Below are 21755 nucleotides of genomic sequence, written 5' to 3'. Positions count from 1 at the left end.
TGTTTCGTTTGAGTCGACGAGACGCGCCAAGGTGAAAGTCAGGGGATGGCAGTCAGTCCGAAACCGATTCGGGACGGTGCGCGCATGAGGGACAGGTTCCGGCTGCCCCCGATGCCGATCGCCGGCCATGTCATGCTTCTGGTGATCGGGGTTCTGGTCGTCGCCCAGGGCGCGACCCTGCTCCTGACCCTGGCCTTCCCGCCCCAGCCGCCGCCTCAGCACAGTCTCGAGGACATCGCCAAGGCGATGCGGGGTCAGTCCGTCGCCGTCGAAGACGCCCGCCCCCTGTTGCGCCAGGTCGTAGACGAGGCGCCGCACGCCGAAGGTCCCGGCTGGCTCAGCGCCGTCGGGCCGCGCGACCGCCTGGCCGATCTGCTGAACGCCGACCCGTCCGACGTCGTCCTGATGTTCTATGTGCCGCTCCCCGCCGGCGCCCAGGCGATCGCGCCGCGATCGCCCCAGGACCGCCCGGAGAGCGCGTCGTCGCAGACCGCCGAGCCCCGGATCGTCGCCGCCGCCTTCCTGCCCATCGGCCTCGGCAATCCCGCACTGATCCGCAACCGCCAGCCCGGCGCTCAGACCGCGCCCTTCCTCGGCCGCTCTGGGTCCGGCCTTCAGCCCGGCGGCTTCAACGCCTCGGCGGGACGCGAAGCCTGGAGCCGTTCACGCCCCGTCGCGGACCGAACCCTGAGTGGCGCACGGACCCCGCCGTGGGCCGGCGGCCAAACTCGCCTGAGCCGCCCCACGGCCTCGCGCCTCAGCCTGCCGACCACCGGCGACGCCGGCCTGCCGCGTCCCATCGGGCAGACGGGCGACGGCGCGGCGCTGCAGCCGGGCGGGGTCGGCATGGGCCGCGCCCTCGCGGCCGCCATGGTGGCCCGCCGCAACAGCGCCGCCCCGAGCTATGGCGTCATGACGACGATCAAGACCTCGACGCCCCTGTCGCCCTCCTCGTCCTCGCCCCCCGTGGCCCCCGTGACCCCTGCGCCGGCCCCCGACAGGACGCCGCCGGTCGCCCCGCCTGAACCCTCGACGACCCGGGTCTCGGTCCAGCTCGCCGCCGCATCCGCTGATGCCCCGACGACCGCGCCCCCGCCGACTGTCGCCCCCCGCCCCTCCACGCCTCCGGCCGAGACCGCAGACCTGGTCCCTGCCGCTGACGCGGCGGCGCCCACGCCGGTGCGACGCGGTCTCTTCGCGCCGGCCCCCGCCGGCTATATCGAGGGGGACTTCATCGCCGCCCAGCGGGTCGGGGATCGCTGGATCGTGGTCAAACCCCAGCCCGAAAGCTTCCCAACCGCCTGGCAGAGCCGCGTCATGCTGTGGTTCCTGCTGTCCTTCGTCCTGGTCGGTCCTCTGGGCTGGCTGTTCGCGCGCCGCCTGACCGCACCCCTGCGCAGCTTCGCCGACGCCGCCGAAAGGCTTGGCCGCGACCCGTCCGCCCCCGCCACCGTCCAGGGCGGCTCCGCCGAGATCGCCCGCGCCGCCGCCGCCTTCAACCTGATGCAGGCCCGGTTGAAACGCTATGTGGAGGACCGCACCGCCATGATCGGCGCCATCTCCCATGATCTGCGCACCCCCCTGACCCGGATGCGGTTCCGGCTGGAGGCCGCCCCCGACAAGCTCAAGACCGGTTTTGAGACCGACATGGACCAGATGGAGGCCATGATCAGTTCGGTCCTGACCTTCATGCGCGACCAGGCCGAGGGCGGCGCCCGCGAGCGTCTCGACCTGCGCACCCTGCTGGACGAGGCCGTGAAGAACGCCGTCGCCGGCGGCGCCAATGTCGCCCTGGAGCCCGGCGACGCGGTCGAGATCCAGGCCGATCCCGTCGCCCTGAACCGGGTGTTCGCCAATCTGCTGGACAACGCCGTCAAATACGGCGGGCGCGCAGTGGTCCGGTTGGACAAGGATGGGGCGGAGGCTATCGCCACGGTCCGCGACTTCGGACCCGGCCTGCCCGACAGCGAGCTGGAACGGGTGTTCAAGCCCTTCTACCGCGCGCCCCATGCGGTCGCCAGCGACGCTTCGGGCATGGGTCTGGGGCTGGCCAACAGCCGCTCCATCATCCTCGCCCACGGCGGCGCCATTCGGCTGCGGTCGCAGGACGGCCTGACCGCAGAAGTCCGCCTGCCGGCCGCAGCCTGACACGACCGGCTAAGCCGCCTCGACCTCGACCAGCGGCAAGGACAGGGTGGCGATCAGCCCACCCTCGGGCGCATTGGCCAGGGTCAGATCGCCGCCGTGGGCGCGCACGGCGTGACGGGCGATGGACAGGCCCAAGCCCGCGCCCCCCGTCTTGCGGCTGCGCGACGCTTCCAGCCGGAAGAAGGGATCGAACACCCGTTCCAGCTGGTCATCGGGAATGCCCGGCCCCTGGTCCTGGATCCGCACCACAGCGCGCCCGGCCTCGGCCCCGACCCGCACCGACACGGCGCCGGCGTGCCCGATTGCATTATCCATCAGGTTCGAAAGCCCGCGCCTGAGCACGCCCGGATCCCCACGAACCTCCAGCCCCCGTTCGGCTGCTACGGCGATATCCGCCCCGGTATCGGCGTAACGCTCCGCCATGTCCTGAACCAGGTCGCCGAAATCCAGCGTCTCCGCATGGCCGACCTCGAACTGGCCTTTGACGAATTGCATCGCCTGGGCGATCAAGACATCCATCTCCTCGATGTCCCGAATGGCTTGCCGCTGCTGGTCGGGCGGCATCATTTCGATCCGGAACCGCAGCCGCGTCAGGGGTGTGCGCAGATCATGCGCGATCGCCGCCACCGTATGGGTGCGACGTTCGATATGCTCCCTCAGCTTGGCCTGCATATCGTTGAAGGCGGCGATGGCCTGCCGCACTTCGTTCGGCCCCGAGGGCGTCAGGGGCGGCGCATCTGGGTCCGCACCCAGCTGGTCGGCGGCCCGGGCGAACCGCCGGATAGGCCGCGCAAGCTTCTGCGCCATCCACCAGATAAGCGGCGAAAGCAGCACAAGGCTCAGCAGCATGCTGAGCAGAAGCGTGATCTGCCACGGAGCCAGCCATCCTCTTGGCGGTGCGATCGTCGACCACTGGCCGTCCCCCATGCGAACCGCAGCGAGGAACGGTGGAAAGGCGATCTCGTCCGACACCACGCCGACGCGGACGCCGCCCAACCATTCATCGGGTCCGAAAGGTCTGCGTAGAGCCCGAGGCTCACGACCATTTTGACGCGGCGGGCGGGCCCAGAGCGGACGCCCTGCGCGATCCATGCGCACATGGACATCGGCTACGTCGCGACCAAGTTCCGACGCGAGGCTGCGCGCGAGGGCGTCGGCCAGCGGATCGCGTTCCTGTTCGAACGGCGGCTTAGCTTGGAAGCGCCGCCGCAGCGGCCGCCCATCCTCGGTCTTCGCAGTCTCGCCCCGAAGCGCAGCGGAGGCGGCGGCCAGCGTATAGCCGGCCGGCCTGGGCGCCGGCGCCAGGACGACGAGCGCCAGCGTCGTCAGCTGGGTGGCGATGACCGCCACCACCGCGATCAGGGCCACCTGCAACAGGACGGTCGGTGGCCGCATGCGCCTCATGGCGTCAGTGTTCGTTTTCGACCACGGCGTCGAACAGATAGCCCTCGCCGCGCACCGTGACGATCAGCTCCTTGCTGTCTTCTTCGTTCAGCTTGCGGCGCAGCCGGCTGATCTGGACGTCCATGGCGCGCTCGTTGACGTCACGGCCGGCGGCGCGGGCGTGGGCCAGCAGTTGCTCGCGACGCACGATGCGGCCGGCGTTCTCGACCAGCATCTCCAGCATGACGAACTCGCTGCGCGACAGCGAGACTTCCTGTCCGCTCGGCGTCGTGATCTCGCGACGCACCCGGTCCAAACGCCATCCCAGGAAGGTGACGACCGTGCCGGACATGGGCGATTGCGCCGCGTCCTGGCGACGCAGTACGGCGCGGACGCGCGCCAGAAGTTCGCGGGGATTACAGGGTTTGCCGATATAATCCGCAGCGCCCAGCTCCAGACCGACGATCCGGTCGGTCTCCTCGCTCATGGCGCTCAGCATCAGGATCGGCGCGCCCTTGCCCGACATCCGCCGACAGACGGACAGGCCGTCCTCGCCCGGCATCATCATGTCCAGCACGATCAGATCGACCGGCGTGCTGGCCAGGACCTCGTCCATCTCGCTGGCCGAGCCGGCCTGGTAGGCGATGAACCCGTGCTGCGAGAGATAGTCGCCCAGAACGTCGCGGATGCCCGCGTCGTCGTCCACGACCAATATCCGGGAGGCGCTGCTTTCCAACATCAATGACCCTCGTCTGAACGGCCGCTTGTTTCAGAATGGAAACAGAACTGCCTCACAAACCCATAAATAGCAGTCACTGAGAGCGAATTTATGTTCCGATCCCCCTCAAAGGCTCCTGTTCGTGCGGCCGGGACATGAAAAAGGGCGGCGGATAAATCCGCCGCCCCTTGCCGCCTTAGAAGGACTTGCTGAGATTGATGAAGGCTGTACGGCCCACATAATCGTAGCCGGAATACAGAGGCACATTCCCCACCATATTGACCACGCCGGCGGACACTTCGTCGCCCGTCTTGTTGGTCAGGTTGCGAACCCCCACCGTCACGGCCCAGTCGTCAGCCTCGTAGCGAACCGAAACGTTCTGAGTCAGATAGGCGCCCACCTCTGCGTCGTAGCCCAGGCTGGCAAGAGTATAGCCGTAGTATTTTTGATAATACGTATAGTAACCCATGCCGTCGATCCACTCGAGACCATAGTGAAGATTCCACTGGTTCCACGCATAGGAGAAGTTGGCCGTGGCCGTGAACTCAGGCGTGCCGATAGTGCCGACGTCGTCATAGACGGGATCGTCGGCGAACAGAGTGCTGTACCGCTCGGTCATCTGCGTCACGGTCAGGTTGGCGAGGGCCGTGCCGATCCCAACCGGCTTGCGGTACCGCAGCGTATAGTCGATGCCCTTGACCACGTCGGTGGCGACGTTGACATAGCTGTCATAAACAGTCAGCCCGTTCGAAGCCGCGTCGCGGTCGATCAGCGAGCAGTAGCCGCTGTCCGCCGAAAAGTCGGCGTTGGCCGAGGCGTAGCACCGGCTCAGAATGCTGCTGGCCCCGATGCGGTCCACGCCGTTGTCGACTTCGATTTCATAGTAATCGACGGCGAACGCCAACTCGCCCCAACTGGCCGGCAGCTTGGGTTGCAAGATGAGTCCGACGGTCAGGTTGGTCGAGGTTTCCGCCTCTAGCCCGTTGTCGGCGCCGCCGGACGTCACCACCGCCACGCTGGACGTCTGCTGGAAGGCGCCGGCCAGGCCTTCGCTGGCGCAGTTGGCCGCGACACGGGCGTCCGTGCCGTCGTCCCCGTAGCTATTGCACGGATCGTAGGACGAACTCAGGAAGCCCGAGGTGGCGCCGACGAACTGTTCGAACAGGGCCGGGGCACGATAGGAGGTGCCATAGCTTCCCCGGAAGGTGAGGAAATCGACCGGCTGATAGACCAGGCCGACCTTATAGGTCGTATCATCGCCGTATGACTCATAGTCGGTATAGCGACCCGAAGCGCTGAGCGTCAGGTTCTGGGCGAAGCGCATGTTCCTCAGCAACGGAACCTCGACTTCGCCGAACACCTCCCATACCGAGTCATCGCCGCGCGTGATCGCCGATGTCGAATAGTTGTAGACGTTCGACGTCTGCGCATCGATGCCAGGAATGTCCTCGATCGACATCTCGCGGTATTCGGCGCCCAGGAAGACGGCGACTTCGCCGGCGGGCAGGGTGAACAGCGGACCGTCGATGCTGGCCGACAGTACGGCTTCGTCATAGAGGGTCCGACCAGTAACGTCCGTCATGACGTAGCCGAGCCAATCCGCTGGAAGTTCCCCTGCAAGCGTCTTGCTGTTCACGGCCGGGGCGGCGATGCAGCCCTCGGCGCCGCTGGCGCAGGAGAAGGCGCCATCGCTGTTGGCCACGACGTCGAGACTGTTCTGCAGCCGGTCGATCAGGAACTGTTCGTTGGTGTAGACAGAGTCCGAACGCGTGTAACTGGCCGAGACGTCATAGCGCCAGCCCGCCAGGGGCGTGAAGTCGCCTCGGACGCCGCCCACAGTCTTGGTGAAGTCCACCTGCTGGGTGGACGTCGTGTTGCCGTAGCCGATGAAGGCGCGGACGCCGACGGCCTGACCAAGATTGAGCCCAAGGTCGGACGCGCTGAAGACGCTGCTCGACAGATTGTCAGGGATCAACGGGCTGCCGACTGCGTAGTCCAGCACAAGCTGTCGATAGTCCGTCTGAGATGATTTGCGCTGATTATAAAGGAATTCGCCGTAGACTTCGGCATTGCCGAGCGCGTGCAGATCATAGCCACCCTGCAGATAGAGTGTCGCCACCTCGACAGGCGAGATCAGCGACTCATTGAGCATATCGGGATCGTAGGTGTCGCGAACGCTTGTGTTGGTGCCCGTGCCGCCGACCCCCTCGAAGCCGACAAGGCCCGTGGTCACGGCCGAGTTAGGGCGCCACCGGTTGAAGCGGGTCGCCGTCGTTCCGTCGGCGGCGACCCCCGTCATCGTGGATGTGCCGAGGGTGTTGATGGTCACACCGCCAGCGTTCAGTGAATAACACTTCGACTTGCCGGTCTGGGGGTCGATATAGTCTGACCCGTCCAGATAATTGTCCGTCGGGCAGCGGGTGAAATCACGGTCGCCGAGAGTCAGTTCGTCGCGCTGATAATATTCAGCCGAGCCCGAGAGGCTCCAGCGGTCGCCGTGGGTTCCGCCGACGATCGAATAGCGCTTCTGCTGACCCGCGCCGTCGGCGTCCATCGGAGCATTGAACTGACCTTCAACGGTCACTCCGTCGAGATCGTCACGCGTCACGATGTTGACAACACCCGCGACGGCGTCGGAGCCGTACAGGGAGGATGCGCCGTCCTTAAGCACCTCGATCCGCTCGATCATAGCGGAGGGCAGGACGTTCAGGTCGGCCGAACCGACCGAGCCGCGCGAGCCGGCGGGCGCGACGCGACGGCCGTTCAGCAGGATCAAAGTGCGGGTGGCGCCCAGACCGCGCAGCGACAGGGTGTTGGCGCCCGGACCGCCATTGGTGACATAGCCGCCGTAAGCATTGTTGATCTGCGACGTGCCCTGGGTGATGGCCGTGCTCTGCAGCACTTCCGTCGTCGAAGCGAAACCGGCCAGCGTGGCGTCTTCACGAGTCACCACCTGCACGGGCGAAGCGGAGTTGTAGTTGTCGCGTCTCAGCCGCGAGCCCACGACCACGACTTCTTCCACCGCCACCGCGTCGTCATCGGTCTTGTCGCCGGAGGCGCTCGTCCCCGTTTGCGTTTGCGCCCACGCCGGCGCGGACACGAACGCCAGGCCCACGACGACCGTCGTGCCCAACAAATGCTTCTTGAAATCGATCATGCTCTCGACCGGCCCCCTCAATTATAACAGACCGAGCCACAACTGGCCGGACGACGTATTGAGGTTTGAAATCAGAGAATGTGGAGCAAAATATCGCATTCAAAACAATTTATGAACAATGATGCGACTTCACAGTGACAGTTTTATTCAACTTTGATTAGATAATTTCTAGATGCAATAATTTTGTATTGAACTCGACACGTAGCATTTCAGGCCTTCCGACATCGATACACAATCGACACTTTAGCTGAGACGGCTTATTTTGGAGACCACATCTCCACTTTGGACACCGCCCTATCGAAGATAATCGGACAGCTTGATCGAGATCAGGATGTTGAGGGTCGAATAGGAGGTCTGAAGCAGGGTCTCGTATTGGATGGCGAGGATGGCGGCCTCGGCGAGATCCGTCTCCTTCAAGGTGCTCACCAGAGACGTCAAAGAGTCGCTGCGGGCCGTGGCCTGTTCGGCGATCCGCTCCAGTCGAGACGCGTTGGAAGACAGAGAGGCGCGAAGCCCGCCGATATCGGCCGCCGCCGCTTGCACGGCGTCGAGCGCGTCCGCGCTGGACGTGGTCCCGGCCTCCAGCCCCTTTAGAGTGTCGATCAACCCGCTGATGGCCGGGTCCGCAGCCGTTACCGACAGGGCGATGACCTGACCGTCCGATGTCGTATAGGCGCGCGCCGACGATCCGCCGTTGTAATAGGCGTCTGCATCCGCCGCGTCCCAGGCGTCGAGGTCCACCGCCTGAGCATCCAGCGCGTCGCCGGCGAACAGCGCCTGATCGCCGTATGTGCTGTTCAAAAGGCTCTCGAGATCTTCGAGCCAGCCTTCGGCCAGCGAAGCCAATGTCGTGCTGTCCTCGCCATAGGTGGCCAGAGACGACAGAATGGTTTCGGTCAGGTCTGATATCGAACCCAGAGCCGAATAGGCCTGCTCAACGACATTGAGCGCGCTGGTGGCGCTGGCCGATTCGACGTCCGCTGCGGCGATGTCGCCCTCGTAACGCGCTATCGCGCTGGTCGCCGCACCATAGCCGCCAAAGGTATCGCTCTTCAGCCCGGAAGCCGTCTGCGCTTGCGCATCGGCCAGCCGGGCCTGGCTGTTGAGGCTGCGATCCAGAACATAAAGCGTCTGGCTGAAGGTGGAGACACGCCCGATCACGACGCCACCATGCTGAGCAGGGCGTCGTACATGGCCTGGATGGCCGACATCAGTTGGGCGGAGATTTCGTACTGCTGCTGATACAGGCTGACCAGGGCGGTCTGTTCGTCCAGATTCACGCCCGTGGCGTTGCTCAGACTGTTGGCGTAGCCGTCCCGCAGGGCTGTGGCGCTGGCCGCCGTGCTGGCCGCCGTCGATATGGTCGTCGCCGCGCCGGACAGCACGTCCGTCGCATAGTCCGCAAGGCTGCGGGTGCGCGCCGACAGATTTCCGGATTCCGCGAAAGACCGTTCATCCGTCATTGCGGCTAGCAAGGCCGAGGCCCCGCCCGTCCCGCCCGAGGCCACGGCGGTCTGTCCCACCGCCGCCGAAGTATCCAGACTGGACGTCGCCAGAAGGCTGGGGTTCGCCGTCAGGGCGGCCGTGACGCGGATGGTCGAGGCGTCGACGCCGGAAAACACATCGTTGAACCCCATCCAATCGGACAGGGTCTCTCCGCCCGAGGTCAGGGCGACGGACGAATCCAGCACGACGCCGCCCGAACTGCTCGAGATGGTCAGCTTGCCGTCGACGATGCCGGCCGTGATCCCGCTGACGGCGTTCAAAGCATCGACCAACTCCCCCACTGTAGTGACGGACGACAGATCGATCTCGTCGATCGCGGTGGCGACGCCGGCCGTGGTCGACTGCACCACGCCTAGAGTCCCGGTCAGCGAAAGCGGCGTGGAAGCTGTGACGGCGGTGGTCGAAGTCAGGCTGCCGGGCGACGCCGCCGAACCGCTGGAGGCGGCCGTATTGAGGGCCGAGATCAGGGTCGTCGCCAGACTGTCCAAAGCGTCCTGTTCGGCGGGCAGAACCTCATCGCGCAGGGCGATCAGGGCCCCGAGTTCGCCGCCGGTCAAACTGGAGGTCACTTCGCGTCCGTTGACGCTGACGCCGGAGAGACTGGCCGGATAGGCCGAGTCGGCCGACACCGTGCCGGAAGGCGTGAACGACAGGGTGCTGACGGTCGTTCCGACCAGCATCTGCCCGCCGGCGTAGATGTTCAGCCGCCCGGAAGCGTCTGTATAGCTGCTGACGCTGACCAGGCCCGAAAGCGTCTGCAAGGCCGTGTCCCGGGCGTCGACCAGACTGGTCTGGTCGCCCTCCCCCGCCACGATCTGGTCGTTCAGCGCGTCGATCTCTTGCAGGAGGTCGTTTACTTCATCGACGGTCGTGGCAATGGCGGCGTCGGCGTCGGATCGCAGATCTTGGATCCCGGACGACAGGGTCCGCAGTCCATCGGCGAGTTCCGCAGCGGCGCTGACCACGGCGGCGGCGTCCGTGTCGCCGGCGCCCGCCGCCAGGCTGGTGAGACTGGTCGATAGCGCTGAGGTCAGGCTGGCGATGTCGCCGTCGCTGGAGGTGTCGCCGAGGAGCGTATCGTAGCGCGCCAGATAGCTGTCGATCGTCTCGGCATAGCCGGCCGAGGCGCTGCTGGTGATCAGCGACCTCTGCAGATAGGTGTCGGTGACGCGCGACAGCTCGCCGGTGCTGAGCGCCAGAGTCGCCGTCTGGGACGTCGCCGAATAGGTCTTGGTCGTGTAGCCGTCGGTGCTGGCGTTCGCGACATTGGTCGTGCTCAGGGCGACCTGATACTGGGACGTCGTCAGCGCGGCGGAGGCGTTGGCGAGGGCTCCGGTCAGGCTCATGGCCGCCTCCGCGCGCCCAGCCGTCCTCCGGCCGCATAGGCGCCCGCCGCTCCAGTCCCGCGATTCAGCCTCACGATCTCCGCCGAGGTTTCGATCATGCCGGCCCGCAGAGTGTCGGCCCTGCGCTTCAGCGCGGTTTCAAGCAGCCGGACGTCGCTGATCAGCAAGGCCTTGTCAGACCAGGGCAGGGTCGCCAACCGCTCGGCCAGATCGCGTGCGATCGCAGCGGCCTGTTCATAGCTTTCGACGATGGGGCGATCGAAGCCGGTGCGCCGCGAGCGCCCGGCCCGTTCGACGATACGGCCGATCTCGTCCATCAACGCACCACGGAGATCAGGGTGTCGAACATATCCTTGACGCTGCCGACGACCTGGGATGCGGCGGAATAGGCCTGCTGGGCCACGATCATCTTGTTGAACTCGGTCGCGGTGTCCGTGGTCGATCCTTCCAGGGCGCTGGCCACGATACTGCCGGAGGCGCCGACGCCCGACAGGTTGATCGTCGCCGACCCGCTGAGGTTCGTGGACTTGAAGGTCGTGCCGGAAACCTGGGTCAGGCCTTCCGAGTTGGCGAAGGTCGCGACCGGAACCTCATAGATGACCTTGGTCAGGCCGTTGCTGAAGGTCGCCTCAACCTGTCCCCCGTCATTGATGGCGACGCTGGTCAAAGATCCGGCGACGATCCCGTCGTTGGAAATGCTGTTGACGGTGAGGCTGGGCTCGTTGCCGCCGGAGTCGGACTGGGTGACGCCTGACGACGAGCCGATTTCGCCCAGGTCCATTTCCACCGTGGCGTCCGCAGCGCCGTTGGTGAAGCTGAAGGTCACCTCCGCCGGATCTGGGCTGATTGTCGCGGGAAGCCCGCTGCTGTCGAAGGTGATCGTGATCGTCGTGGCGCTGGCCGTGCCCGTCGTCTCGCCCGTCGTGGCTGAATAGGGGTCGCCTGTCGTCAAGGTCCAGGTGTTGGTGCCGGTCTTGGTCCAGGTCTGATCGACGATATTGGTGGCGCCCAGACTGTCGACGACGGAAGCGGTGGAGGTGAAGGTGTCGCCCACCTCCGCCTCGGCCGGAAGAATGGCGGAAACGCTCACGGTAGAGGTGGCCTCAGCCGGGCTGGTCAGGTTCGAGAGGTTGATCGTCTCCAGACCCGAAACTCCGCCGCCGATGACATTACCGTCCTCGTCGGTCGGATAGCCCTGCAGATAGTAGCCCTCGGAGTTGACCAGATAGCCGGAGGCGTCGGTCGAGAAGCTTCCGTTGCGCGTATAGGCTAGGTCGGACGTCGCGCCGGAGGTGTTGTCGGCGACGATAAAATAACCCGAGCCATTGATCGCGAGGTTGGTCTCGGTCGCGCTGGTCGAAATCGTGCCCTGAACCGACATGGCGCGGCTCATCGAAGTGGTCACCCCGCCGGCGGCGGCGCTGGACTTCATGCTGGCGCTGACCAGGGCCTCGAACGAGGTCTCCTTGGTCTTGTAGCCGGTGGTGGAGGAGTTGGCGATATTCTCGGAGATCGCCGACAGAGCCGCGCTCTGTGCGGTCAGCCCCGAGACGGCCGAGGAAAGGGAGGCGGAAAGGCTCATGGAATGTTCCTCAGGCCTGGCCGTAGAAGGCGAGGACGGCGGATGGATCGATGACCGCGTCGCCCGCCTGATAGGTCGTGACCCCGTCGTCGAAGACGACGGCGTCCAGGGTGGCGAAGGCGGTGACGGCGTTGGAGACGGACGCGCTTTCCGCGTCGGTGGAGACCGAGGTCAGGGTCAGGATGTCGCCCTCGGCGACATCGCTCATGTCGGACAGGCTCAACGACAGGCCGTGCTCGCCGTCGCCGGTTTCGCCCTCGCCGCTCCAGACGACGTCGCCGTCCTGATTGGTGACGACCAGGGCGGTCGAGGCGGCTTCGCCGTCCAGGGTGTAGGTCCAGCTGGCGGCGCCGTCCTGAACCGGCGCCATGGCGCCGTCGTACTCGACCTTCTGGCCGACATAGCCGGCGCTCTGGGTCGTCAGCATGGAGGTCAGGGACGACGACAGGCTTTCCAGCGTGTCGTTGGCCGAGGTCTGCTGACCCAGTTGGGCATAACCGACCAACTGGTTGGTGAACTCGGTGACGTCGGTCGGCTCGAGCGGGTTCTGGTTCTGTAGCTGGGTAACCAGGATCCCCAGGAACTCGTCCATGTCGATGGAGAGGGCCGACGACGAAGACGAAGTCGTCGCCGCCGCCGTCGCCGTTGATGTCGTTACGTTAACCGAGGTCATGGGTCGCCGCCGAAGCCGGTGGATGTCCCGGCTTCAACGAGGCGACCGGCGCCGATGGGGCGCACAAAATTTCAGCGCCCCATTTTGCGGGGCCGCTCCGTTTCTCTGCTGAAGGTCAGGGCCAGAAAGCGCTGCGGCCTTCCCGTCCGGCGTTCGCCGGACGGTGTTCAGTCTGGAGAGAATGAGGAAAGAATGCCTAGTATCTCAACCAATACCGCCGCCAACACCGCCCTGCGTTATCTGAACGCCAACTCCGCCGCCCAGTCCGCCTCCCTGGCGAAACTGTCCAGCGGACAACGCATCCAGAGCGCCAAGGACGATGCCGCCGGTCTCGCCACCTCGACCAATATCTCCGCGGATATCGTGGTGATGGAACAGGCCGCCATCAACGCCCAGCAGGGAACCGCCGTGCTTCAGACGGCCGACGGCGCCCTGTCTCAGATCAGTGACATCCTGCAACGGATGAAGGCCCTGACGGCCCAGTCCCAATCGGGCTCGGTCGATGATGATGGTCGGGCGAACATCGACGCAGAATACCAGCAGCTGATCGAGGAAATCGACGACATCGCGTCATCGACCAACTTCAACGGCTCGGCTCTGCTCGACGGCGCAGGCGACTTCTCCACCGGCGTCTCTTTCCTCCTTGGCACCGCCAGCACCGATACGCTGACGATCACCATCGACGGAACGACGGCGACGGACCTGGCTGTCGATACGACCGACGTCAGCACCTCGGCCAACGCCGCCACGGCGATGACTGCGGTCGACACGGCGATCAACACCATCTCGACGGCTCGGGCGAATGTGGGCGCAAGCCTGTCGCGCTTCGAGTATCGGGCGAGCGTCATCGACACTTCGCTTGAGAACCTGGAGGCCTCCAAGTCGGCCATCTCGGACGTCGATCTGGCTGCGGAACAGACCAACTACACGAACCTGTCCACCCTGACACAGGCCGCCATCGCGGCCCTGGGCCAGGCGAACAGCATGTCGTCGTCGTTGCTCAAGCTCCTGCAATGACAGCGCGGGCGGGGGTTCGCTCCCGCCCGTTCCCTTCGACGACCAGGACAGCGCCCCGGATCATCCCATGAGCACAACCTCCACAGTCGGCGTCTCGACCAGCAGCGGCGTCAGCTACATCACCTCGACGGCCTCCGGTCTCGATACCGACGCCCTTATCGAGACGGCCGTGGCGCAAAAGACCGCGCGCGCTGACACCCTCGACGCAAAGATCACCGCCAACGAGGCGGAGATCGCCGCCTACGAAGAAGTACAGACCCTCGTCGCCGCCGTATCCGACGCGATCGAAGGCCTCGCCCTGCCGGCCTATTCCAGCCTGGGCTCCGAGAATTCGTTCGACTCTCGCAGCGCGGCGCTGAGCAGCAGTTCCGGCGAGACCGTCACCGGCCTGGCCGTCGATGTCACCAGCGACGCCATCAACGGCGACTACGAAATCGAAGTGGTTCAACTGGCCCAGGCTATGAAGGTCAGCGCCTCGTCCGGCTCCTCGACCGACGCCATCGGCGTCGCGGGCGTCCTGTCTCTGGGCGTCGACGGCGGGGAATCGGTCGAGATCACCGTAACCGCAACCACGACCCTCGGCGATCTGGCCAAGGCCATCAACGCCCAGAGCGACACGACCGGGGTGCAGGCCTCCTTGATCACCCTGGACTCATCGACCGTCCAGTTGGTGCTGTCGGCGACCGACACCAATCAGACGATGGTCATCTCCTCCGTCTCCGGCGACGACGTCGCACAAACCATAGGACTGACAGACGACACCGGCGCCTTCGCCAATGTTCTCCGCGAAGCCCAACCGTCCATCATCACCGTGGACGGGGCGACGGTCACGCGCGACACGAACGAACTGACCGACGTCATCGAGGGCGTCAGCCTGTCGCTGTCCGGCGTGACGGACGGCGCGGCAACCCTGACGGTTTCCACCGATTCCTCGGCGGTGAAGACCGCGATCACCGACTTCGTCGACGCCTATAATGCGCTTAAGCAGTACATGCTGGACCAGTCGGCCGTCTCCTCTGACGGCGGAGCAGACGAAGACGCGGTCCTGTTCGCCGACTCGGTCCTGCGGATGTTGAACTCCACCCTACAGTCCCTGATCAACTCCGGCAGCGACGCCGCCTCCGACGACATCACCATGTTCAGCGACATGGGCATAACCTGGACCTCGGAAGGCCTTCTGGAACTCAGTGACGAGACGGCGCTGAACGACGCCATTCTTTCCAACCTCGACGCCGTCGAGAGCTTCTTCGAGACAGACTTCTCCTCCTCGGACAGCAACCTCAAACTGCTGGCCAACGACACGACCACCTCGCTGTCCTTCACCCTCACCATCGTCACGGACGAAACGGGCGCGATCACCAGCGCCGCCGCCGACGGCGACAGCGCCGCCTTTACCGTCTCTGGCTCGCGCCTCGTGGGTGCCGAAGGGACCATTTACGAAGGCCTGACCTTCACGTTATCGCCCGCCACGGCCGGGGACATCTCCGTTTCGATCCAGCAGGGCTTCGCCAATCTGCTGACGCAGACCCTGACGCAGTTCGACGACAGCACGAGCAGCCTGATCCAACAACGGATCGACTCCCTGACGGAAATCAACACCGACCTGTCGGACCGCTCGGACAAGATCCGCGAGGACGCCGAGACCTACCGAACCAAGCTTGTGAGCAAATACGCCAACATGGAAGCCGAACTGGAGGCCGCCCGTCTGCTGCAAGCGCAGATCGAAGCCATTCTCGGCGCGAGTGACGATGATGAGTAACGCCGCCTATTCCCGCGCCATCGCCGGCTACCGCGCCACCAGCCAGTTGGCGCTCAGTCCCACCGATATCGCCCTGGCTCTGCACCAGAAACTCTACTCGGCCGTGGCCTCGGCAAGATCTGCCGATGAGCAGAATCGGCTGGACGAGATGGTTTTTCACCTCGGCGTCGCCAGTCAGATCATTAGCGCGTTGAAACTCCATATGGATTTCGCGGCCGCCGGGCCCGAAGGCGCTGATCTGCGGCGGTTCTACGCCCGCACCCATCGCTCTGTCCGACGCATCGGAATGCTACCGAAGCGCAACAGAGAGTGGTCAATCGTGACTGATCCAATTCAAAATATGGTCCGTTCGATTATAAATATATCTCGCCCGCAACAAACAATGTCCAATAATACAATACAGTAATACTGCACCGTTGGCACGCACGTTGCTTTGTTTTGATCGACCTAACGCAGGTATTGATCATGCACTCGCACGCGCTTCACACTTTCAATCACCAAGACATCGCACCGATGGCCGATCGCGCCGTCGCGTCCGACCAGGAGCTCTATGAGGCCATGCGCGCCGGTGACGATCTCTGCTTGCGAACGCTGATGGAGCGGCACCGGGGAATGGCCCATGCCGTCTGCCGCAATATCCTCGGCGACGAGGTCGAGGCGGACGACGTGGTGCAGGAGGTCTTCTTCTCGCTGTGGAAGCGGGGCGGCTGGACCCCCGGCGATGTGCGCTTCACGACCTGGCTGCACCGGGTGCTGATCAACCGCTCGATCGACCATCGCAGACGGCGTCGCGACACGCCGACCGAGGCCGACGTACTCAGCAACGCGGTCGAGGATTTCGGCGACAACGGGCCTGACGCAGAGGAAATGATCACACGCCAGGAGACGGCTGACCGCCTCCGCGCTGCGTTGCTCCGCCTGCCCACGGCCCAGCGACGGGTGCTGAGCCTGCACTACTTCGAAGACGCCGACGTGCCGGAAATCATGGCGCGGCTGGCGGCCACTGAAAACTCGGTGCGTTCCCTGCTTAAAAGAGGCAAGGTGGCGCTCCGGGAAGACCTACGGAAACAGAAGAAGATCTGGACCCATGACCTTGACCGAACTGCACGCCACGCTTGACCGACTGGGCCCTGACCTCAGCGCCTGGCCCTCGACCCTGGCCGAGCCGGCGCTGGATCTGATCGCCGTCTCCGACGCCGCCAAGGACCTGTTCGCCGCCGCGACCGAAGCGTCGCTGCGCGCAGACGCAGCGCCTGCGCCACGGTGGGAGGCGACCGCCACAACCGCGCCCTGACGCCCATTGCTTCGGCGCCGAAACACGCGGGCGCAGGCATGAACGCCTGCGCTTCACCGTCGAAACAAATTCACCGCACAACCGCCACCGGGACCAAGAACTGTGCGCCCCGACAATGTCGTCGTCGGGATATTTGCTCAACATGCTTTCAAGGTTCGCCACAGCGGCCGCCATTGCGCCGCTCGTGCTGGCTTCGGCCGCCCATGCCCAGGTCGACATCGGGTCCAAAAAGACTGCCCCCATACTGACCTCGACGGCCTCCAGCGGTTCGGCGGCGGACGTGACCGTGTCCGAAAACGGCTCCGTCGTGATGACAGGCGGCGTGGCGATCACCGGCGATTCCGACAATGACATCGTGCTGGAGGAAGGCTCCCTGATCACGATGGAGGAGGCCGAGGACGGCGACACTGGCATTCTCCTCAACGCAGGCCAGACGGGCGACCTGACGATGGGCGGCGGCATCACGATCACCGACGATATCGACAGCTATGAGGACGAGGACGACGACGGCGACGCCGACGGTCCCTTCGCCAGCGGCAGCGACCGGTACGGGATTCGCGTCGCCGGAGAAGGCGTCCGCACCGGCGACATCCTGGTCGAGGACACGGGCAGCATCGCCGTTCAGGGCGACGACTCCGCCGGCATCTCGATCGAGAGCGCCCTGGCCGGCGATCTGACCGTCCTCGGTTCGGTGTCCGTGACCGGCGATAATGGCGTCGGCTTGCGGATCGCAGGCGACGTGGACGGCGACATCCTGCTGAGCGGAAGCTCGATTGCGGTGACCGGCGAAGGCTCGGTCGGGGTCTCGGTCGAGAACACCGTCTCGGGCGCTCTCCAGATCCAGTCTTCGGTCTCCAGCAACGGCTACCGGTACACCTACCAGCCGACTGCGGTCGCCGACCTGGACGAGGACGATGCGGACGATGTGGTCCTGTCCAACGACAGCCTCTACCTGGAAGATCTCGATGCGGACGATCTGCTCCAGGCCGGGTCGGCCGTTCAGGTTTCGGCCAGCGTCGGCGGGGGCATACTGCTGGGCGCCGCGCCGTCCTATGAGGATTCCGACGGCGAGGACGGCGACGACGACCGCGACGGCGTCACCAACGGCGACGAGGACGACGACGGCGACGGAACCATCAACGCTGATGACGACGACCGCGACGGCGACGGCATCCTGGACGAGAATGAGGGCACGTCGGCCATCAGCACCTATGGCGCCGCCCCTGCCCTGGCCATCGGCTCAGAGACGGGCGACATCGTGATCAGCGCCTATGGCGACACCGGCTATGGCCTGGTCAACGAGGGTTCGATCACCGCCTCGGGCATCTTCGACGACATCGACGGGACGGCCGTTCTGATCGGCGGCGGGACCGGATCGACCGTGATCGAGGGCGGAATACTGACCGACGGTTCGATCACCGCCGGCGCCAGCGAGGCGAACGCCACCGCCCTGCGGCTTGCGTCGGGCGCCGCCACCCCGACCCTGGTCAACAGCGGCTCGATCACGGCGACGGCGACCACCGAAGGCCTGGACACGGCGGCCGGGGTGCTGATCGACGCCGACGCCGCCCTGGCCAACATCGTCAACAGCGGGACCATCTCGACCTATATCTACGGCGAGGCGGGGGATGCGGTGGCCATTCGCGACGCCAGCGGTTCGGTGACCAGCCTGACCAACACCGGCGGCCTCGTCAGCTACATCATCGCGACCGATAATGACGATGACGACGAGACGGACGACGAGGTGGTGACAGGCAAGACCATCGCTATCGACTTTTCGGCTAACACCACCGGCGTGACGATCACCCAGTCGGCCGCCGCCAACGACCTGTTGGCCGACTACGACGGGGACGGCCTGTACGACGACGAGGATCCCGACGACGACGACGACGGGATCCTGGACGCCGAAGATGACGACGACAACGATGACGATAACGACGGCGTCGCCGACACGGCGGAGCCCTATATTGTGGGCGACATCCTGCTGGGCTCGGGCGCCGACGTCGTCGATATCCAGAACGGCTACGTGGTCGGCGACATCGCCTTCGGATCGGGGGCGGACAGCCTGTCGATCGACGGCGGGGCCACCTACCAGGGCGCCCTGTCGGATGAGGACGGGTTGCTGGACATCAACATCATCGACGGGGTGCTGCAGGGGCTTCAGGGCGAGACCCTGAACCTGACCAGTCTGACGGTAGGCGAGAGCGGCGAACTGTACTTCACCGTCGATCCCGACGCCGGGACGGTGGGCGACTATGTGGTGTCGGGCGCGGCCGTCTTCGCGGACGGGGCGACGATCAGCCTGCACCTGGACTCGCTGGTCGATAACGACGGCGAGACCGTTCGGCTGGTGACGGCCGGGTCGCTGTCCTACGGGGACGTCCAGGGGACCGACCTGACCGGCAACTCGCCCTATATGATCGTCTCGAGCCTGTCCGCCGACGAGGCGGCGGGGACGGTCGACGTGGACCTGCGCAAGCGCACGACCAGCGAAATGGCCCTGTCCGGCGTAGAGACGGCGGCCTACGAGGCCTTCTACAGCGCCTTGAGCCGCGACGAAGACGTGATGGACGCCTTCCTGAACCAGGCGACCCGCGACGACTTCATGAACCTGTACGAACAGACCCTGCCGGATCATTCGGGCGGCACGCTGATGTCGCTGTCCAGCGGCGTGGAAGCCGTCACCCAGGCCCTGGCGAACCGTAACAACACCGCCGCCGTCGGCGAGGTCAGCGGCTGGGTCCAGGAGATCAACTTCTACGAGGACAAGGACAAGACCGACACCTACGGCTATCGCTCGGAAGGCTTCGGCGTCGCGGGCGGGGTGGAGAAGATGACCGAGGCCGGCGCGGTCGGCGTCTCGGTGGCCCTGGCCTCTTCGGACATCCAGGACCCGGAGTCGGAGGCCGAGGAGGAACTGTCCTCCAACCTGCTGGAGCTGGGTCTGTACTGGCGCGCCCAAGGCCATGGCTGGAACGGCTGGGCGCGGGGCGCGGTCGGCTACGCCTCGTTCAACAGCACCCGCACCCTGGTCGGCGACGACGTCTATCTGAGCTCGGACGCGGAGTGGGACGGCTATACGCTGTCGGCCGCCGGCGGCGTCTCCTACGAGCGCCGGTTCGGGCGGCTGTCGCTGCGGCCCGAGGCCTATGCCGAATACTTCAGCCTGTCGGAAGGCTCGCGTCGCGAGTCGGGCGGCGGCGACGCCTTCGACCTGGAGATCGACGGCCGCGACGGCCATGTCGCCAGCGCCACTGCCGCGCTGAAGATCGGCTACGGCCTGGGCCGCGACCAGATGTTCCGGCCTGAGCTGAAGCTGGGCTGGAAGGAGATCCTGTCGGCCGACTATGACGCCACCACCGCCCGCTACATCAGCGGCGGCGACAGCTTCACCCTGACCGGCGAGCCGATCAGCGGCGGCGGTCCGGTGCTGGGCCTGGGCATGACCATGGCCAACGGCCTGAGCTCTCTGTCCATCTCGGGCGACGCCCAGCTGCTGGAGGACTATGTCCGTTACAGCTTCCTGCTGCGGGCGACCTTCCTGTTCTAGGGGCGCGGTGGGGGTGAGATCGGGCGCGAGCGTGTGATCGACGGCGACGGGGTGGGGCTAGATTCCCCCGTCATCCTCGGGCTCGACCCGAGGATCGGATGCGGATCGGGCTGTGAGCCAACTCTGACCACAATGCGTCGGCCCCCCCGGTCCTCGGGTCAAGCCCGAGGATGACAGGCGCGAGAGGTCGGCCTTGTGTCCACAGACCTGGTTTGCGCCTAATCAAGGCGGCGGCCGGAACTGTCCTGCAGTCAGAACGCTGTGTCTGCTATCGTCACGCTTGGAATGGTCCTTTGAAATTCGCCCGTCGCCTCGTCGTCCTGCCCATCCTGACCTTGGGTCTGTCCGGCCTCGGGGCCTGCGCCTCCATGCCTGGCCTGTCGGGCGTTCAGCTGAACCGGGATCAAGCGTCGCAGGGCGGAAAGACATTCAGCGACGGCGTGGGCGAGGCGGCGACGGCGCCGCTGGACGATCTCAACCTGCGGCGACAAGAGGTGCCCGAGGTTCTGATCACCGCACGCCGCGCCCCCTATGAGACGGCGGGTCTGCAGCGTTGCTCGGCCGTCATCGCCCAGATCGACGCCTTGGACGAGGCCCTCGGCCCCGACGTCGACCAGGAGGCGCCGGCGACCGGCACGGGCGACCAGGCCGCCAATGCCGCGCTCGACATGGTTCGCGACACCGCCACCGATTTCATCCCGCTGAGAAGCTGGGTGCGTCGCCTGTCCGGCGCGGCGGCCCATGATCGGGAGGTTCAGGCCGCGATCCGCGCCGGCCTGGTGCGCCGCGGCTTTCTCAAGGGCATCGCTCACCAGCGTCGCTGCACGCGGACGGCGGGATAGGGGTCGGTCGGAGGGGAGTGGATCGGCGTCCGGCCGGTAAGGCCCTGCAAGCGCTGGACCAGAATCCGTCATTCCGACCAACCTAAAAGGCGACAGTCCCGTCTTGGCGCCGATGTCGGCTTCCGGGCCTGACGCCCATTTCGGAAATCGACCCAAAGCGGACGTTCAATCCAATAGGAAGGGACGGCCCTGTATCGTTGGTTCTGCGCTTCGGAAATCGATCAGCACGAAATGGCGCGACTGATTGCCCGGGAGGGATACGCGATATGTCTTGTCTCCCGCGTGAAGGACAAGCTCGCGGTCACTTCGCGCGCATATTTCGGCTCCCCCAGAGATATCGGTTGAGGAGTCATACTCGGCCAAACGCCCTTCCCAGAGCCGCTGCCCGTCTTGTTGGATATCGGCCAGTCCGTCCCCGAACCCCACGAAAGTAACGGACGTCGTCTTGCAGGATGGCCCAGTCACAGGTGCCTGCGTAGTTGCTACGCACCCTGCCAACGCCACGGCTGCTGCGAGCATCAAGACGGTGAATACCGCGCGAAAGTGAAAAGGGTGATGATCCATATTGCCAGAGAGCATCGATAGCGTACGCTTTCCACCCCCGGCTGACGGCGACCGCCTTCCGGCCTGGAGGCCGACGTCTGCTTTCGGCGTCTAAGACCATGCCCGCAATCGACCCGTTGCGGACCTTAGCAAACGTAGTCAACCTCAAGCCATGCCGAAGGCTCATCCTCCGCTGCCGCTCGAACAGCCCGCTCCTCTGACTGCCGAGGAAGAGCG

The 21755-nt window shown here is 65.3% G+C and carries 16 protein-coding genes; 8 read left to right on the top strand and 8 right to left on the bottom strand.

Annotated elements, in window-relative coordinates:
- Window positions 1-84 precede the first annotated feature (84 nt).
- Complete coding sequence (locus ACW17X_RS15430) at window positions 85-2148, top strand: sensor histidine kinase (RefSeq protein WP_492098738.1); 2064 nt, start codon at window positions 85-87, stop codon at window positions 2146-2148.
- Between the two features lie 9 nt (window positions 2149-2157).
- On the opposite strand, the gene ACW17X_RS15425 is transcribed toward ACW17X_RS15430, so the two are convergent.
- The 8 genes from ACW17X_RS15425 to ACW17X_RS15390 form a co-directional block, all read right to left on the bottom strand.
- Complete coding sequence (locus ACW17X_RS15425; protein ID WP_492098736.1) at window positions 2158-3543, bottom strand: ATP-binding protein; 1386 nt, start codon at window positions 3541-3543, stop codon at window positions 2158-2160.
- 13 nt (window positions 3544-3556) lie between these two features.
- Window positions 3557-4237, bottom strand: a complete 681-nt coding sequence (locus tag ACW17X_RS15420) for a response regulator (RefSeq protein WP_492098735.1) — start codon at window positions 4235-4237, stop codon at window positions 3557-3559.
- A 208-nt stretch (window positions 4238-4445) separates the two neighbouring features.
- Window positions 4446-7406, bottom strand: coding sequence for a TonB-dependent receptor domain-containing protein (locus tag ACW17X_RS15415; protein WP_492098733.1), 2961 nt, complete (start codon window positions 7404-7406; stop codon window positions 4446-4448).
- A gap of 294 nt (window positions 7407-7700) precedes the next feature.
- Window positions 7701-8567, bottom strand: a complete 867-nt coding sequence (locus ACW17X_RS15410; RefSeq protein WP_492098731.1) for a flagellin family protein — start codon at window positions 8565-8567, stop codon at window positions 7701-7703.
- Window positions 8564-10258 (bottom strand): flagellar hook-associated protein FlgK, encoded by a 1695-nt coding sequence (gene flgK, locus ACW17X_RS15405; protein ID WP_492098729.1) that lies wholly within the window; start codon window positions 10256-10258, stop codon window positions 8564-8566. Before flgK ends, ACW17X_RS15410 begins: the two co-directional genes overlap by 4 nt.
- Window positions 10255-10575 carry a hypothetical protein gene (locus ACW17X_RS15400; RefSeq protein WP_492098727.1) on the bottom strand — a complete coding sequence of 107 codons (321 nt, stop codon included), beginning with the start codon at window positions 10573-10575 and terminating at the stop codon, window positions 10255-10257. Before ACW17X_RS15400 ends, flgK begins: the two co-directional genes overlap by 4 nt.
- Window positions 10575-11840, bottom strand: a complete 1266-nt coding sequence (gene flgE, locus ACW17X_RS15395; RefSeq protein ID WP_492098726.1) for a flagellar hook protein FlgE — start codon at window positions 11838-11840, stop codon at window positions 10575-10577. Before flgE ends, ACW17X_RS15400 begins: the two co-directional genes overlap by 1 nt.
- Window positions 11841-11850: 10 nt before the next feature.
- On the bottom strand, window positions 11851-12513 hold the full coding sequence (locus ACW17X_RS15390; protein ID WP_492098724.1) for a flagellar hook assembly protein FlgD: 663 nt from the start codon (window positions 12511-12513) through the stop codon (window positions 11851-11853).
- A 192-nt stretch (window positions 12514-12705) separates the two neighbouring features.
- Between ACW17X_RS15390 and ACW17X_RS15385 the strand changes: the two genes are divergently transcribed.
- From ACW17X_RS15385 to ACW17X_RS15355, 7 genes are all read left to right on the top strand, one after another.
- Window positions 12706-13530 carry a flagellin gene (locus ACW17X_RS15385; protein ID WP_492098722.1) on the top strand — a complete coding sequence of 275 codons (825 nt, stop codon included), beginning with the start codon at window positions 12706-12708 and terminating at the stop codon, window positions 13528-13530.
- A 67-nt stretch (window positions 13531-13597) separates the two neighbouring features.
- The gene (gene fliD / locus ACW17X_RS15380) at window positions 13598-15289 is read left to right on the top strand and encodes a flagellar filament capping protein FliD (protein ID WP_492098720.1); all 1692 of its coding nucleotides are present in this window, start codon (window positions 13598-13600) and stop codon (window positions 15287-15289) included.
- Window positions 15282-15695, top strand: a complete 414-nt coding sequence (locus tag ACW17X_RS15375; RefSeq protein WP_492098719.1) for a flagellar protein FliS — start codon at window positions 15282-15284, stop codon at window positions 15693-15695. The genes fliD and ACW17X_RS15375 overlap by 8 nt, the downstream gene beginning before the upstream one ends.
- 107 nt (window positions 15696-15802) lie before the next feature.
- Window positions 15803-16408: an RNA polymerase sigma factor gene (locus ACW17X_RS15370; protein ID WP_492098716.1), complete on the top strand. Its 606-nt coding sequence runs from the start codon at window positions 15803-15805 to the stop codon at window positions 16406-16408.
- Window positions 16377-16583 carry a hypothetical protein gene (locus tag ACW17X_RS15365; RefSeq protein ID WP_492098714.1) on the top strand — a complete coding sequence of 69 codons (207 nt, stop codon included), beginning with the start codon at window positions 16377-16379 and terminating at the stop codon, window positions 16581-16583. The genes ACW17X_RS15370 and ACW17X_RS15365 overlap by 32 nt, the downstream gene beginning before the upstream one ends.
- A 142-nt stretch (window positions 16584-16725) precedes the next feature.
- Window positions 16726-20133 carry an autotransporter family protein gene (locus ACW17X_RS15360; RefSeq protein WP_492098712.1) on the top strand — a complete coding sequence of 1136 codons (3408 nt, stop codon included), beginning with the start codon at window positions 16726-16728 and terminating at the stop codon, window positions 20131-20133.
- A 293-nt stretch (window positions 20134-20426) separates the two neighbouring features.
- Window positions 20427-20975, top strand: a complete 549-nt coding sequence (locus ACW17X_RS15355; RefSeq protein WP_492098710.1) for a hypothetical protein — start codon at window positions 20427-20429, stop codon at window positions 20973-20975.
- Window positions 20976-21755 lie beyond the last annotated feature (780 nt).

This window comes from Brevundimonas sp. FV1ye4L, assembly GCF_058681255.1.
The sequence above is the reverse complement of the archived record's forward strand: the minus strand, read 5'-3'. Positions and strand labels throughout refer to the sequence as shown.